At 74.1% G+C, this 15,118-nt stretch carries 15 protein-coding genes and 1 tRNA gene; 14 read left to right on the top strand and 2 right to left on the bottom strand.

The annotated features are described in order from the left end of the window. Positions 1-90: 90 nt before the first annotated feature. The 7 genes from FHU28_RS20730 to FHU28_RS20700 all read left to right on the top strand — a co-directional run bounded on the left by FHU28_RS20730 (position 91) and on the right by FHU28_RS20700 (position 7,715). Positions 91-1,875 carry a DUF4012 domain-containing protein gene (locus tag FHU28_RS20730; protein WP_184686172.1) on the top strand — a complete coding sequence of 595 codons (1,785 nt, stop codon included), beginning with the start codon at positions 91-93 and terminating at the stop codon, positions 1,873-1,875. A gap of 13 nt (positions 1,876-1,888) precedes the next feature. Next, the gene (locus tag FHU28_RS20725; protein WP_184686171.1) at positions 1,889-2,506 is read left to right on the top strand and encodes a hypothetical protein; all 618 of its coding nucleotides are present in this window, start codon (positions 1,889-1,891) and stop codon (positions 2,504-2,506) included. Positions 2,507-2,604: 98 nt separating this feature from the next. Next, a complete protein-coding gene (locus FHU28_RS20720) occupies positions 2,605-3,024 on the top strand; it encodes a protein-tyrosine phosphatase family protein (RefSeq protein WP_184686170.1) in 420 nt (139 codons plus the stop codon). 98 nt (positions 3,025-3,122) lie between these two features. Then, the gene (locus FHU28_RS20715; RefSeq protein WP_184686169.1) at positions 3,123-4,391 is read left to right on the top strand and encodes a D-alanyl-D-alanine carboxypeptidase family protein; all 1,269 of its coding nucleotides are present in this window, start codon (positions 3,123-3,125) and stop codon (positions 4,389-4,391) included. A 54-nt stretch (positions 4,392-4,445) separates the two neighbouring features. Next, complete coding sequence (locus FHU28_RS20710) at positions 4,446-5,609, top strand: MGDG synthase family glycosyltransferase (RefSeq protein WP_184686168.1); 1,164 nt, start codon at positions 4,446-4,448, stop codon at positions 5,607-5,609. Next, the gene (locus FHU28_RS20705) at positions 5,606-6,328 is read left to right on the top strand and encodes a polysaccharide deacetylase family protein (protein WP_184686167.1); all 723 of its coding nucleotides are present in this window, start codon (positions 5,606-5,608) and stop codon (positions 6,326-6,328) included. Before FHU28_RS20710 ends, FHU28_RS20705 begins: the two co-directional genes overlap by 4 nt. A gap of 100 nt (positions 6,329-6,428) precedes the next feature. Then, a complete protein-coding gene (locus FHU28_RS20700) occupies positions 6,429-7,715 on the top strand; it encodes a D-alanyl-D-alanine carboxypeptidase family protein (protein ID WP_184686166.1) in 1,287 nt (428 codons plus the stop codon). A 15-nt stretch (positions 7,716-7,730) separates the two neighbouring features. Here the strand turns inward: FHU28_RS20700 and FHU28_RS20695 are convergent, their stop codons facing one another. After that, the gene (locus FHU28_RS20695; RefSeq protein WP_073828516.1) at positions 7,731-8,756 is read right to left on the bottom strand and encodes a LacI family DNA-binding transcriptional regulator; all 1,026 of its coding nucleotides are present in this window, start codon (positions 8,754-8,756) and stop codon (positions 7,731-7,733) included. 199 nt (positions 8,757-8,955) lie between these two features. On the opposite strand from FHU28_RS20695, the gene FHU28_RS20690 reads away from it, so the two are divergent. Genes FHU28_RS20690 through FHU28_RS20680 form a run of 3 tightly spaced genes read left to right on the top strand, consistent with a single transcriptional unit; the run spans position 8,956 to position 11,343 of the window. Beyond that, complete coding sequence (locus FHU28_RS20690) at positions 8,956-9,921, top strand: acetylxylan esterase (RefSeq protein WP_184686165.1); 966 nt, start codon at positions 8,956-8,958, stop codon at positions 9,919-9,921. A 48-nt stretch (positions 9,922-9,969) separates the two neighbouring features. Then, the gene (locus FHU28_RS20685; RefSeq protein ID WP_184686164.1) at positions 9,970-10,794 is read left to right on the top strand and encodes a M15 family metallopeptidase; all 825 of its coding nucleotides are present in this window, start codon (positions 9,970-9,972) and stop codon (positions 10,792-10,794) included. Positions 10,795-10,836: 42 nt separating this feature from the next. Beyond that, positions 10,837-11,343, top strand: a complete 507-nt coding sequence (locus FHU28_RS20680; RefSeq protein WP_184686163.1) for a DinB family protein — start codon at positions 10,837-10,839, stop codon at positions 11,341-11,343. Between the two features lie 10 nt (positions 11,344-11,353). Here FHU28_RS20680 and FHU28_RS20675 read toward each other — a convergent pair whose 3' ends face one another. Next, entirely contained in the window at positions 11,354-12,127 is a 774-nt protein-coding gene (locus FHU28_RS20675; RefSeq protein WP_184686162.1) for an alpha/beta hydrolase, read from the bottom strand. Positions 12,128-12,274: 147 nt separating this feature from the next. Between FHU28_RS20675 and FHU28_RS20670 the strand changes: the two genes are divergently transcribed. The 4 genes from FHU28_RS20670 (at position 12,275) to FHU28_RS20655 (ending at position 15,094) form a co-directional block, all read left to right on the top strand. Continuing rightward, positions 12,275-12,667, top strand: coding sequence for a hypothetical protein (locus FHU28_RS20670; protein WP_073828521.1), 393 nt, complete (start codon positions 12,275-12,277; stop codon positions 12,665-12,667). Positions 12,668-12,743: 76 nt separating this feature from the next. Continuing rightward, positions 12,744-13,418, top strand: a complete 675-nt coding sequence (locus FHU28_RS20665; RefSeq protein ID WP_184686161.1) for an HAD family hydrolase — start codon at positions 12,744-12,746, stop codon at positions 13,416-13,418. Between the two features lie 373 nt (positions 13,419-13,791). Further along, positions 13,792-13,864, top strand: a tRNA-Glu gene (locus FHU28_RS20660). A 30-nt stretch (positions 13,865-13,894) separates the two neighbouring features. Further along, on the top strand, positions 13,895-15,094 hold the full coding sequence (locus tag FHU28_RS20655; protein ID WP_184686160.1) for an RtcB family protein: 1,200 nt from the start codon (positions 13,895-13,897) through the stop codon (positions 15,092-15,094). Positions 15,095-15,118: the final 24 nt, after the last annotated feature.

The following is a 15,118-nucleotide window of genomic DNA, read 5'->3' as shown; positions in this document are numbered from 1 at the left end:
GTGGCTGAATAGCCGACTTACATGCGCTTTTCCATGCTAGAAAGCAACTCGATTGCGAAAAGTGTCCTATTCGTCCCGTAGGAGGATTCTGTGTCCGGACCCGGTCCTTCGCCCGGCCGGCGGCGGCGCTCGCGGCGGCGCCGGCGCGCCCGGGTCCGCCGGATCCTGCTGACCGGGCTGGTCGTCGTCTCGGTCCTGCTCAGCGCCGGCGGCTGGGTCGCGTTCCGGGGCTGGCAGGCCCGCGCCCACCTGGTCAACGCCGCCGGGCTGGCCAGGGAGCTCAGCGCCCAGGTACTCGACGGCGACGTCGCCCGGGCACAGCGCACGCTCGCCGCGTTGCAGGAGCAGGCGGCCGCCGCGCGCGGCGCGACCGGGGACCCGGTCTGGTGGGCCGGCCAGCAGACCCCGTACGCGGGGGACAACCTGGCGGCGGTACGGCAGATCTCGGTGGCGGTGGACGACCTGGCCCGGCTCGCGTTCCCCACGCTGCTCCGGGTGGACCTCGCCTCGCTGGTGCCGAAGCAGGGCCGGCTGGACCTGGCCCGCCTGCGCGCGGTCTCGGCCGAGGTGTCGGACGCCGACCAGGCGGTCCGGACCACCGCCCAGCGGCTGCGGCAGGTGCCGGTGGACGACCTCGTGGCGCAGGTCCGCGACGCGGTCACCGCGCTGCGCACGGAGCTGGACAAACTGGGCGAGCTGACCTCGGCGGCGGACCGGGGCGCGCGGCTGCTGCCGCCACTGCTCGGCGCGGACGGGCCACGCAGTTATCTGCTCGTCTCGCAGAACCCGGCCGAGCTGCGCGCCACCGGCGGCATGATCGGCGCGTACGCGGTGCTGCGGGCCGAGGGCGGCCGGGTCCGGCTGGTCAAGCAGGGCACGTCGTCCGGGATGGGGCCCTTCGACCCGCCGCTCAAGATCGACGACGAGATGCGGCGGCTCTGGGGCGACCTGCCGGGCATCTATCCGGCGGACGTGAACCTCAACCCGGACTTCCCGGCCGCCGCCGCGCTCTACCGGGACATGGTGCGCCGCCGTACCGGAACCACAGTGGACGGCGTGCTGGCGGTCGACCCGGTGGTCCTGTCGTACCTGCTCGGCGTGGTCGGCCCGGTGAAGGTGCCGGACGGGCCGTCGCTGGCCGCCGCCACCGCCGTGCGGACGCTGCTGAGTGACTCGTACCGGGACCTGGACACGAAGGACCAGGACGTGTTCTTCGCCCGGGCCGCGTCGGGAGTATTCGACACGTTGTTCACCAAGACGGTTGACCCTCGGTCGCTTTTGACCGTTTTCAGCCGTTCTATCAATGAACGTCGGATATTGTTCTGGAGTGTCCGATCCGATGAGCAGCGCGCGCTGGCCGACACCCGGCTGGCGGGTCAGCTCCCGGAGAAGGACACCGTGCCGACTGTCGGCGTGTTCCTCAACGACGGCAGCGCCGCGAAGCTCGGTTACTACCTCAGATTCTCGGCCACCGTGACGGTCGGCGAGTGCCAGCCGGACGGGCGCCGCGAGTTGCGGCTGCGAGTCACGGTGCACTCCACCGCCCCGAAGTCGGGCCTGAGCAAGTCGGTCACCGGGCTGGCCCTCTCCGGCGACAAGTACACCGCACGCACCTTCGTCTCGGTGCACACGCCGACCGGAGGCGTCGTCCTCACCGGGCGGCTGGACGGCCGGGACACCGCTATGGGCAGTGGGATCGACGGCCGCCGCCAGGTGGCGGTGGCGAAGGTCGACACCCGCCCCGGGCAGACCCGCACGCTCGACGTCACGGTGCTCACCGGCCAGACCGGCGCCGGGACGGCCGAGCTGGTGCACACGCCCACCGTCACCCCATGGACCACCCAAGTAGTCAACGCACCAAGCTGTGAACAGTAGGAGGGAAACCATCATGCGGCTATCCCGCATCATCATGGCGCTCACGGTGGGCCTGGCCGTAGCGGCCGTGCCGACCGCGGCCGGGGCGGCGCAGCCGCAGCCTCCGGTCTACGCGCCGAAAGAGTCGCTGACCCTGTCGCCGCTGGCCTTCTGCCTCGGCGGGACGTTTACCCTGGTAGGTTCGAACTTCGCGTCGAACGAGTCGGTGCGGATCGACGTGGAGATCTCGGGCCTGCCCGCGGCCGCCCCGGCCGAGGGGACCGCCCGGCGCAGCGACGGCAGCACGGTGGCGATGGCGCCTGTCGCCTACACGCCCAACCGGGCTCAGCCGCAGCCCGCGCCGACCACGTTCACCGTGACGGCCGACGGCGCCGGCAACTTCACCGTTCCCTACCGGCCGACCCGGCCGGGCGGGTACACGTTCACCGCCACCGGTCTGACGTCCGATCTGAAGGCGAGCGCCACCGGCACCGTCTGTCCGCCAAAGCCGACCCGGCCGCCGCACAAGGGCGGCCTGCCGGTCACCGGTGACAGCATCGGCACGCCGCTGAAGCTCGGTGGTGGCCTGGCCGCCGCCGGTGCGGTGCTGCTGCTGGCCTCGATGGCCTGGCGCCGCCGTCGCCTCGGCTGACCCGAGGCCGAGCCGGGACGACCGGCCCGATCGTGGGTGCCCGCCGGACCTGGTCCGGCGGGCACCCGCGTGTCCGGACCGTCGCGCACAATGAGCCGATGGGGACGACGCGACAGTGGACCGATCAGGCCGGGCTGCTGACGCTGCCCGGCGGCGCCACAGTGCGCGGGCGCCGGGTCGCGGAGCCCGGATCACCCGCCGACTTCGCGCTGCTCCTGGCACCCGGCCCGGAGCCGGACTGGCCGGTACGACGGATCCGCTGGCCCGACTTCTGGATCCCGGCCGACCGCGCCGACGCCCTCGACGCGCTGCGCGAGGCGCGGCGGCGCGCGTACGCGGGGGAGCGGGTCGAGGTGGCCTGCCACGGCGGCGTCGGGCGCACCGGCACCGCGCTGGCCGCCCTCGCCGTGCTGGACGGGCTGCCGCCGGCCCAGGCGGTGACCTGGGTTCGGGCCCGCTATCACCGCCGAGCGGTGGAGACGCCGTGGCAGCGGTGGTGGCTGCGCGGCGTCCGCTGACCCCCGGCCGGTCACCGACCGGGGCGGCGCGATCGGCGCGGCGTCACGACCCGGTGAGCCACGCGGACAGATCATCGGCCTCGGTAGGGTGCCTTCTCATGAGAGCCCGGGTCCTGGCCGCCGCCACCGCCGTCAGCCTGCTCGCCGCCGGGACCCCCGCTCCCGTGACAGCTGCTCCCGTGACAGCCGTCGCGCCCGTCGCCACCGCCCCCTGCCCGCGCCTGCCCGCCCCGAAGGTCAGCCGGCCGCCCCGGCCGACGCCGCCGCCCTCGACGCCCGAGCAGCAGGTGGTGGGCGGCGAGGCGCTGGCCGGCGCCGGGCTGGTCACGCCACCGGGCAGCCCTGCGCCCCCGGCGGTCACCGCCACCACCTGGCTCGTGGCCGACCTGGACACCGGCGCTGTCCTCGGCGCGTGCGGCCCGCACGTGCCCGGCACGCCGGCGAGCACCCAGAAGCTGCTGCTGGCCGCCACCATGCTGAGCCGGCTCGACCCGAAACAGGTCGCCGTCGCCACCCGCGAGGACCTGGACATCGAGCCGGGCAGCTCGGCCGTCGGGCTGCTCGTCGGCGGCCGCTACAGCGTGGAGACGCTCTGGCTGGGCCTGATCCTGCAGTCCGGCAACGACGCCGCGAACATGCTGGCACGCCTCGGCGCCGGCAGCACGCGGGCCGGCGTCGCCGAGATGAACACCGAGGCCCGGCGGCTCGGCGCCGGGCAGACCCACGCCGTCACGCCGTCCGGGCTGGACGGTCCCGGCCAGTTCACCAGCGCGTACGACCTGGCGCTGATCGCGCGGGCCTGCTTCGCCGACGACGCGTTCCGCCGGTACGCGCTCACCGAACGCACGCAGATCCCGGCCCAGCCCGCCCTGAAGAAGGGCGGGTTCCAGATCCAGAACGAGAACCAGCTGATCTACCGCTACCCCGGCGCGCTCGGCGGCAAGACCGGCTTCACCGAGCTGGCCCGGCACAGCTACGTCGGTGCCGCGCAGCGGGACGGACGCCGTCTCGTGGTGACGCTGCTCGGCGCCGAGGCCCGTCCGGTGCGCGGCTGGCAGCAGGGCGCCCAGCTGCTCGACTGGGGCTTCGGACTGCCCCGGGACGCCTCGGTCGGCCGGCTGGTGGAGCCGGGCGAGCGGGACGCCGAGGCGGCGCAACCCCGCATCGCTCCCGCCGCCGAGCCGGCCCGTACCGTCTCCCCGCCGTGGCGGGGGCCGGCCGGGACCGCGCTGCGCCGCATCGGCGACGGGGACTGGCGGATGATCGTGCCGGTCGCCGGCCTGCTGGCCCTCACCGTCGGCGGGGTGGTGGCGGTGCTCGCCGCCCGCCGGAGCCGCCCCCGCCGCCGTGGACGCCGCCGCGCCTGACCCGGCGCCCGAGGCGGGTCGCGTGGACGCCGATTCCGTGGGTATGCGCCCGGCATGGAGCACCCGGGCCGGATCGTGGTGGTCTCGGCGGACATCGGGGCCGGACACGACCGGGCCGCTGACGAGCTGGCGCAACGGCTGCGTGCGCAGGGCTTCGCGGTGGACCGGCTGAACCTTCTGCACCTGCTGCCCCGACCGGTGCACCGGGCGGTACGCGAGACGTACCGAAGGGTGCTGCACCGGCTCCCCTGGAGCTACCACGCGCTGTTCCGGCTGACCGGCAGCTCGCCGACGGCCGTGCGCGCGATCCGCGCGCTGCTGCGGCCGTTCCGCCGCCGCCTGCGCCGCCGCATCCCGCCCGACACACGGGCCGTGGTCAGCACCTATCCGTTCGCCAACCAGCTCCTCGGCCCGTTGCGGCAGCACGGGCGGCTCCGGGTCCCGGTGATCACCTACGTCACCGATTTCGTGGTGCACCCGACCTGGCTCGCGCCGGGCGTGGACGTGTACTGCGCGGTCCCTCACGCCGAGACGCACCAGGACTGCGCCGCCGACGTCACGGTGGTGCAGCCGCTGGTGTCCCGCGCCTTCGCCCGGCCCGGCCCGGAGGACCGGCGGCGGGCCCGGCAGCGGTTCGGCCTGCCGGCCGACGGTGTGCTCGCGCTTGTCGTCGCGGGCTCATGGGGTGCCGGCGAGGTTCCGGCGACGGTGGCCGAGGTCGCCGCGGCGGGCGTCCACCCCGTGGTGGTGTGCGGGCACAACGCGGCGCTGCGCCACCGGCTGCGCGGCGCCGGCCGGCACGTGCTGGGCTGGGTCGACGACATGCCGGCCCTGATGCGCGCGGTCGACGTGCTGGTGGAGAACGCCGGCGGGCTGACCTGCCAGGAGGCGCTGGCGGCCGGGCTGCCGGTGGTCACGTACCGGCCCATCGCCGGACACGGGCGGGCGAACGCCGCGATCCTGGCCCGCGCCGGCCTGAGCCGGTGGGCGGGCACCCCGCAGCAGCTCGGGCCGGTGCTCGCGGCGGTGATCGGGACTTCACCGGTGGTCCCGTCCCGCGACGACCCGTCCCGGGACCCGGCCGGCCTGGTCGCCGAGGCGGCACGCCGGGCGCCGCCCGCCGGCCCGGCCGGTACGCGCCGCCCGTTGCTGGACCCGGTCGGCGACGCGGTCGCCGTGCTCGCCGCGCTGCTGCAGTCCACCGGCGGTCTGCGATGAGAGCGGCCACCCTCGCCCGGGTCGCCGCGCTCACGCTGCCGGCGCTGCACGCGGCGCCGTCGGTGACGGCGCTGCCCGCGCTGCGGCGACGGCTGCTGCCCGGGCTGCACGGGCTCGGGACGCCCGACCGGGTCGCGCTGACCTTCGACGACGGCCCGGACCCGGAGTCCACCGGCCACGTCCTGGACGTACTGGCGGCGCACCGGGTCCGCGCCACGTTCTTCGTGCTCGGCGCGATGCTGCGGCGCAACCCGGCGTTGGGTCGCCGGCTGATCGACGACGGCCACGAGGTGGCCGTGCACGGCTGGACGCACGACAACCTGCTGCTGCGCGGCCCGGCCCGCACCGTCCGCGACCTGACCCGGGCGTACGACCTGGTCACCGACGTGACCGGCAGTGCGCCCCGGTTCCTGCGACCGCCGTACGGCGTGCTCACCGCCGCCGCGCTGGTGGCCGCCCGGCGGCTGCGTCTGCGGCCGGTGCTGTGGAGTTGCTGGGGGCGGGACTGGACCGCCACGGCCACCGCCGACACCGTCGCGCGAACCGTCCTGTCCGGGCTGGACGGGGGCGGCACGATCCTGCTGCACGACTCCTCCCGTACCGCCGCGCCGGGCGCCTGGCGCGCCGGTCTCGCCGCGCTTCCGCGGGTGCTGGCGGAGTGCCGCCGCCGCGGATGGCAGGTCGGCCCGCTCAGCGGTCACGGGCTGCCCGCGCGTTGATCCGGGCGCCGGCGGGGGAGCCTACCGCGTGGCCCCGGCGCCGGGGCGCGAATCCCGGAGCCGGTGACCCGTTCGGGTCGGCGTGGCTAGCGTCCGGGTCATGAGGACCTGGGGACCCTTCGTGGCGCTGGCCGCTGCCCTGCTGGTGCCGGTGTCGGCGACACCCGCCGTGGCGGGCGTCCGCACGCCCGCACGCCGGCTGCCGTCCGCGCCGCCCTGCCCGAACGTGCCGCCCCCGGCGACCCGGCCGCCGCAGCCGCCGCCCGCGCCCGACCCGGCCGCGCGGGCGGTCGGCGGCGCGGCGCTGGACACCGCCGGGCTGGTCGTCCCGCCCGCATCGTCCGCGCCGCCGGCGGTGACCGCCACCTCCTGGGTGGTCGCCGACCTGGACAGCGGCGCGGTGCTCGGCGGCTGCGGCCCGCACGAGTACGGCGTGCCCGCGAGCGTCCAGAAACTGCTGCTGGCGGCCACGATGCTGCCCCGGCTGGACCCGGGCCGGGAGGTCACGGTGACCGCCGGGGACCTCGCGGTGGAGCCGGGCAGCTCGGCGGTCGGGCTGGTCGAGGGCGGGCGGTACCGGATCGAGACGATCTGGCTGGGACTGCTGCTGCGCTCCGGCAACGAGGCGGCGAACGCGCTGGCCCGCCTCGGCGGGGGACCGGACGGGCTGACCGGCGGGGTACGGGCGATGAACGAGGAGGCGCACCGGCTCGGCGCCCGGCAGACCCTCGCGGTCACCCCGTCCGGGCTGGACGGTCCGGGCCAGTTCACCAGCGCGTACGACCTGGCGCTGATCGCGCGGGCGTGCTTCGCGAACCCGGCATTCCGCCGGTACGCCGCCACCCGCACGACGCAGATCCCGGCCCAGCCGGCGCTGCGGAAGAAGGCGTTCGCGATCTCGAACGACAACATGCTGCTGGACCAGTACCCGGGCGCGATCGGCGGCAAGACCGGCTTCACCGACCTGGCCCGGCACACGTACGTCGGCGCCGCCGAACGCGGCGGGCGGCGGCTCGTGGTCACACTGCTCGGCGCCGAGGTGACCGCCCAGCGGGGCTGGCAGCAGGGCGCCGCGTTGCTGGACTGGGGATTCGCGCAGCCCCGGGACGCCTCGGTCGGGCGGCTGGTCGAGCCGGGTGAGCTGGACCGTACCGCGCCACCGGCGGGCGGCGGGGCGTCGGCCCTGGCCGGGCACGCCGACCTGCGCGGCGGCGCGACGGGTCCCGGCACGGCGCCCGGCCCCGGTGTGACGGTGGCGGTGGGCGCGGTGCTGACGGCCGGGGGAGCGCTGCTGCTGACCCGGCGTCGCCGGCACGCCGCGGCGGCGGCCGCCGCCATGTCGACCGGGCCGGTTCTGCGCGAGCCGGAAATTCCGGAACAGGACTGAAAGGGAGTGGGCCGGTCAGCGGCAGGCGGGCCCCGCGGTGCTGTCGCGCACCACGAGTTCGGTGGCCAGCTCGACCCGGGGCGAGTCGATCTCCTCGCCCTGGGCCAGCCGCAGCACGGTACGCGCGGCGAGCCGGCCCATCTCCACGAGCGGCTGGCGCACGGTGGTCAGCGGCGGGGAGGCCCACCGCGCCTCGGGCAGGTCGTCGAAGCCCACCACGCTCACGTCGTCGCAGACCCGCAGGCCGCGCCGGCGCACCGCCTCGTACACCCCGAACGCCATCTGGTCGCTGGCCGCGAAGATGGCCGTCGGCGGGTCGTCGAGGTCGAGCAGCGCGCCACCGGCGGTGAAGCCGGAGGCGTGGTAGAAGTCGCCGGGCTGCACCAGCCGGTCGTCGGCGGCCACGCCGGCGGCGGCCAGCGCGGCGCGGTAGCCGTCCAGCCGGGCCCGGCTGCACAGCAGGTGCGGCGGGCCGGCCACGAAACCGATGCGGCGGTGGCCGAGCTTGAGCAGGTGCTCGGTGGCGGCCAGGCCGCCGGTCCAGTTGGTGGCGCCGATCGCCGGCACGTCCGTGGCGGCCACGCCGGCGGCCGGGTCGACCACCACCACCGGCACGTTGAGGCGGCGCAACTGGGCCTGCACCGCCGCGCTCAGGTGCGAGGTCACCACGATCACGCCGTCCGACGCGCGGGCGCGCAGGTTGTGCAGCCACTGCCGGGTGGAGCTGGACTCGCGGTGGATCGCGGAGACGACGGTGCCCACGCCGGCGGCGTGGCTGACGTCCTCGACACCGCGGATGATCTCCACGGCCCAGGGACTGTCCAGGTCGTTGAAGACCAGGTCGACCAGGTCCGCCCGGCGCACCGTACGGCTGCCCCGGCGCCGGTAGCCGTGGTGGCGCAGCAGCTCCTCGACCCGCTCCCGGGTGTCCGGCGCGACGTCGGAACGCCCGTTGAGCACGCGCGACACGGTCGGGACCGAGACGCCGGCCTCCCGTGCGATCGCGGTGATGGTCACCCTGCGCTCGTCGTCCGCGCTCACCCGTGTTCCCTTCGCCGGCTGCCGGAACCGACCGGTAGACCGTCCCGCCCCACGCACATCTTGCCGTACGCCGAGCCCTTGACGACAGGCCGGACCGGCCCTAGCGTTCGCACGAGTTGCGGAAACTTTCCGGAAATGCCCCCGTCATCTCCCGACGGCTCGCCGTCCACCCCCGACGAACGACGAGGAAAACCGAGGCGTGTTCACCGACCTGACCGAGGCCGAACTCCGTACCTACCGCAGCGACCTGCACGAGCCGCCGGACTTCGACGCCTTCTGGGCTGACACTCTGGCACAGGCGCGCTCGTGCGGCGACCCCGTGTCGGCGACCCCGCTGCCGACCCCGCTGACCGCTGTCGACGTCTTCGACGTGACCTTCCCCGGCTTCGCCGGCCAGCCGATCCGCGCGTGGCTGCGGGTGCCGCGCGGCGCGTCCGGCCCGCTGCCCACGATCGTCCAGTACGTCGGGTACGGCGGCGGGCGCGGCCACGCGCTGGAGAACCTGCTCTGGTCCGCCGCCGGGTTCGCCCACCTCCAGATGGACACGCGCGGCCAGGGCTCGGGGTGGAGCCGGGGCGACACCCCGGACGTGGCCGCCGCCGGTCCGCAGGCGCCGGGCATGGCCACCCGCGGCATCGAGGACCCGAACAGGTACTACTACCGGCGTTTCCTCACCGACGCGGTCCGCGCCGTGGACGCCGCGCGCGAGCTGCCGGCCGTCGACCCGGACCGGATCGCCGTACTCGGTCACAGCCAGGGCGGCGCCGCCGCGCTCGCCGCCGCCGCGCTGGCGCCGTCGGTACGCGCGGCGGTGGCGTACGTGCCGTTCCTCTGTGACATCCCGCGCGCGATCACGATCACCGACACCGCGCCGTTCCGGGAGATCCGGGACTACCTCGCCGTGCACCGGGACCGCGAGGAGCAGGCGCTGCGTACGCTCGGCTACGTCGACGGCGTCGCGTTCGCCCGCCGCGCCACGGCGCCCGCCCGGTTCTCCGTCGCGCTGATGGACGACATCGTCCCGCCGTCCACGGTCTACGCCGCCTACCACGACTACCGCGGCGACAAGGACCTGACGGTGTGGCGGTTCAACGGCCACGAGGCGGGCGGCATCGACGACGACGCCGCCGCTGTCGACTTCCTCCGTACCACGCTGGGCGGCTGACCACCGGTTCCGCCGATGCCGGCCCGCCGGGGCTGGTAGACACGGCGGGTGGGCACCGGCAGACGCACGACGGCGGTCCTCGCCGTGGCGGCCACGCTGCTCGCCGCCGCCTGCCAGCGGCCGCCCCCGTCGCCGTCGCCGTCCGCGCCGCCGTCACCCACCCCGACCGGGCCGCGCGCGCCGGCGGACATCGTGGACCTGAGCGCCGTCGACCCCACCGTCCGCACCGACATCCGGTACGCGGGCCCGCACAACTTCGTCGGCCGCCCGATCGACGGGTACGCCGAACCACGCTGCCTGCTCACCCGCCCGGCGGCGCAGGCGCTGCACCGGGTGCAGACCGCCGCGCTGGCCGGTGGGCACAGCCTCAAGGTGTACGACTGCTACCGGCCGCAGCGCGCGGCGGACGACTTCGTCGCCTGGGCGAAACTCCCCGGCGACCAGCTGATGAAAGGCGAGTTCTACCCCGCCGTGCCCAAGGACCGGCTGTTCGCCGACGGGTACATTGGCGCGCCCACCGCGCACAGCCGGGGCAGCACCGTCGACCTGACCCTGGTGCCGGTGTCCGGGCCGACGCAGGCCGCGTACGCGCCGGGCCAGCCGCTGGTGCCTTGCACCGACCCGGCCGGCCGCCGCTTCGCCGACGACTCGATCGACATGGGCACCGGGTTCGACTGCTTCGACCCGCGCGCCCACACCGCCGACGCGCGGATCAGCGACACCGCCCGGACCAACCGGGACCTGCTGCGCCGGCTGATGTCCGCGCAGGGCTTCGAGAACTATCCGCTGGAGTGGTGGCACTACCGGTACGTCGACGAGCCGTACCCGGACACCTGGTTCGACTTCCCGGTGGCCGGCTCGTCGCTGCGGTGACCCGGTCGCTCCCATGATCCACGACGGCTAGGCTGGACCCTCGTGAAGACCGAACGGATCGGCCCGCCGCTGCTCGCCGACGAGCGGGAGTCGCTGCGCGCGTTCCTCGACTTCCACCGGGCCACGCTGGCCCTCAAGTGCGAAGGGCTGACCGACGAGCAGTTGCGCAGGCAGGCGTCGCCGCCGTCCACGCTGTCCCTGCTCGGCCTGGTCCGGCACATGGCGGAGGTGGAGCGCACCTGGTTCCGCCGGGTCATCGCCGCCGAGGACGTGCCGCTGGTGTGGTCGGACAGTGGCGACTTCCAGCAGGCGTACGACGCCCGCGACGCCGACGTGGCGGAGGCGTTCGCGGCGTGGCGGCGGGAGATCGAGTACGCCCGGCGCATCGAGCGGGAGGCCGCGTCGCTCGACGTGACAGGTCACCAGGCGCGCTGGGGCGAGGACGTGTCGCTGCGCCTGGTCATGCTGCACATGCTGCACGAGTACGCCCGGCACAACGGGCACGCCGACCTGATCCGGGAGGCGATCGACGGCGCCGTCGGCGTCTGAGCCCGCCCGGTCAGCGCCCGCGCAGCGGCAGCCAGGCGAGCACGTCGGAGATGCGCGCGTCCCAGTACGCCCAGTCGTGGTCACCCGGACCGAAGTCGACTGTGACCGGCACGTCGCGTTTCCGGGCCGCGTCGAGGAACCGCAGGTTGTCCTCGTACAGGAAGTCCTCGGTGCCGCAGGCGACGTAGAGCGCCGGCCGGTCGTCGCCGGAGCGCTCCAGCAGCCCCACCGTGTCGTCGTCCTCGGGCACCGGGTCGTCGCCCCAGACCGTGTGCCACACCGCCGGGTCGACCGGGTGGGTCGGATGGTGGCGGCGGCGGGTCACGTCCAGCGCCCCGGACAGGCTGGCGGCCGCCGCGAACCGCTCCGGCCGGCGCAGCGCCCACTTCACCGCGCCGTAGCCGCCCATCGACAGGCCCGCGACGAACGTGTCCTCCCGCCGGTCGGACAGCCGGAACAACGACCGGCACACCTCGGGCAACTCCTCGCTCAGGAACGTCCAGTAGCGGTTGCCGTGCGCCTCGTCGCAGTAGAAGCTGCGCTGCGCCTGCGGCATCACCACGGCCAGTCCCAGCGGCGCCACGTACCGCTCGATCGACGTGCGGCGGGTCCACACCGTGTCGTCGTCGGTCAGCCCGTGCAACAGGTAGAGCACCGGCGGGTCACCGTCCGCGCCGGAACCCGCCATGCCGATCCCGGCGGCGCCCCGGTCGGGCAGCAGCACCGTCATCGAGGTGCCCACGCCGAGCGCCTCGGAGAAGAAGTCACACCGGATGTGCGCCATGAGGCGGCAGCGTACCTCGCAGGGCTTCGATGAGGGCGTTCCTATTGCCCCGGGACGGTCGTACGGGAAAGGATGGCCGTGCGTGCCGGTAACACACCCGTAACCTGCGCGCTGCTGGTCTCTGTCACAAGGAAGTGGGAGTCAGGCATGAGCGACGTGTCCGCCGCACTGGGTGTGCGCCTCTACCCGGACCTGGTCGAGCCGGGCGGTCTCGCGCCCGCGCTCGTGGCGACCGCCGCCGCGCACCAGCTCGACGTCGGCGAGGTCACCGCGCCCGAGCAGGGGCGCAGCCGCTTCACCTGCGCCGAGATGACCTCACCCCGGGGCGTCGTCTGCGTCAGCCTCGGTTCCCAGGCCCGCTACTTCATGATCGACCTGCGGGTGGACGGCGACGTCCAGGCCCGCGGTGACGCCACCGACCTGCTCCAGGTCGCCCAGGTCGCGGCCGCCTGGCGGGCCGGGATCACGCTCGCCGAGCTGACCGCGCGTTACCCGTTCATGGAGGAGATGCGGCGCCACCCGGTCGCCCACGCCGGGTGAGGCCCGGTGGCTCAGCCCTGCCCGACCCAGGTCGACCACCACTCCCGGACGCGTCGTGTTGATCTAGGGTGATGCGATGACCGCCGGGCGCGTGACGACAGTATTGTTCGACTTCGCCTGGACTCTGTTCGCCAGAGACTCGGAACGTTGGGTGGGCAACGCGGCGGCATCGATCGACCGGGCATTGGCTGCCGGCGAGGCGCACCGTATTGCTGGCGACTTCGCGGACCTGTTGCGGGAGACGGCCGCGGATCCGGCCCACATCGCCCGAGATCTAGATCCGCGAGTCTGGGATCGGGCGATCCTCACCGTGCTGGAACAGATTCCTGGGGTTGACCAGGCGCTGGCATCGGCCATGCACGAAACACACGCCGAAGCAATCGAGCCGTACGCCGACACCGTCGCCACCCTGTCCGCATTGCGTGACAGCGGTGTTCGCATCGGCGTCGTCAGCAACGTCGGCTGGGACATCCGCAAATGCTTTGCCCGGCACGGACTCGACGGCTATGTCGATGCGTTCGTACTGTCCTACGAGGTCGGCTTCGTCAAACCGGACGCTCGGATCTGGGTCGCCGCCCTCGAAGCCCTCCATGCCGCACCGGGCCAGACCCTGATGGTCGGTGATCATCCCGCTGGCGACGGCGGATCGGTTTCCGTCGGCATACCAGCGCTGATCCTGCCAATGGTGGATTCGCCCGCGCAGAAACGCGGATTCGAATACGTGCTCAGGCTTGCCCAGGTTCCGTCCTGACGGTCTGTCGCTGGTACTCACCTAAAGCTCCTCGTGAAGTTGATCCCTCCGCAGAGACCTCCTTCATACGAGGGCTTCACTCGCAAATTCACGTTGCCGCCGGTGCGCGGTGCCCCGTACCGTGAGCGGCAACGTTCTGATCCACCAGGGGAGTCCACCGTGTCGCAGCAGAACCGCACCCGCGCCGAGCGGCAAGCGCCGCGCGCCGGTGTCCTGCTGTCCGAACCGGGCACGGGCCGGCGACGGCAGTGGCAACCAGGGTGGTGGCGCGTCTAGCGCCGGCGCGACGATCCGCGCGAACCGCCCGCCCCGAGACCGGAGCCGGGCGGTTCTCCGTTTCCGGGGCAGCTCCGCCGACGGCGTACGCCGTCCTGGGCCGTTGGAGCAACTGGCAGCTCACCCGGCTCTCATCCGGGAGGCTACGGGTTCGAGTCCCGTACGGCCTACGTCAGACGGACACGAGCAAGGAGACGACGATGGGTTTCACCCCGCTGGCCGGTACCCGGGCGCCGGTCCGGGTCTGGACCGACCCCTACACGATCGAGGCGCAGGCGGCCCGGCAGCTGCGCAACATCGGCGCGCTGCAGTGGGTGCAGGGCGTCGCGGTGATGCCGGACGTGCACTTCGGGAAGGGCGCCACTGTCGGCTCGGTGATCGCGATGCGGCAGGCGGTGTCGCCGGCCGCGGTCGGCGTCGACATCGGCTGCGGCATGTCCGCGGTGCGGACCTCGCTGACCGCCGCCGACCTGCCCGACGACCTCGCGCCGCTGCGCTCGGCGATCGAGGCGGCGATTCCGGTCGGCTTCGCGATGCGCGACGACGCGGTCGACCCGCGCCGGGTCCGGGGCCTGGAGCAGTCCGGCTGGGACGAGTTCTGGCGGCGGTTCGGCACGCTGGACCGGAAGGTCGCGCAGCTCCAGACGCGGGCGCAGCGGCAGCTCGGCACGCTCGGCGGCGGCAACCACTTCATCGAGGTGTGCCTGGAGCAGGGCGGCCCGGACGACGGCCGGGTCTGGCTGATGCTGCACTCCGGTTCCCGCAACATCGGCAAGGAGCTGGCCGAGCGGCACATGGCGGTGGCGCGCGGGCTGCCGCACAACACCGACCTGCCGGACCGGGACCTCGCGGTGTTCCTCGCCGGCACGCCGGAGATGGAGGCGTACCGGCGGGACCTGTGGTGGGCGCAGGAGTACGCCCGCCGCAACCGGGCGGTCATGCTCGCGCTGCTCTGCCAGGTGGTGCGGGAGGCGTTCCCGCACGCGGGTTACGACGAGCCGATCTCCTGCCACCACAACTACGTGGCGGAGGAGAGCTACGACGGGGTGGACGTGCTGGTGACCCGCAAGGGCGCGATCCGGGCCGGGAAGGGGGACCTGGGCATCATCCCCGGCTCGATGGGCACCGGCTCGTACATCGTGTGCGGCAAGGGGAACCTGGACGCGTACTGCTCGGCGTCGCACGGCGCCGGGCGGCGGATGTCGCGGGGGCAGGCGAAGCGGATGTACAGCACCGCGGACCTGGCCGCGCAGACCGCCGGGGTGGAGTGCCGTAAGGACGCCGGGGTGGTCGACGAGATCCCCGGCGCGTACAAGGACATCACCGAGGTGATGGCCCAGCAGGAGGACCTGGTCGAGGTGGTCGCCCACCTCAAGCAGGTCGTCTGCGTGAAGGGCTGAGCGACAGGGCCGGCGTCGAGGGGG

Source organism: Micromonospora echinospora, from assembly GCF_014203425.1.
Classification (GTDB): domain Bacteria; phylum Actinomycetota; class Actinomycetes; order Mycobacteriales; family Micromonosporaceae; genus Micromonospora; species Micromonospora echinospora_A.
The sequence above is the reverse complement of the archived record's forward strand: the minus strand, read 5'-3'. Positions and strand labels throughout refer to the sequence as shown.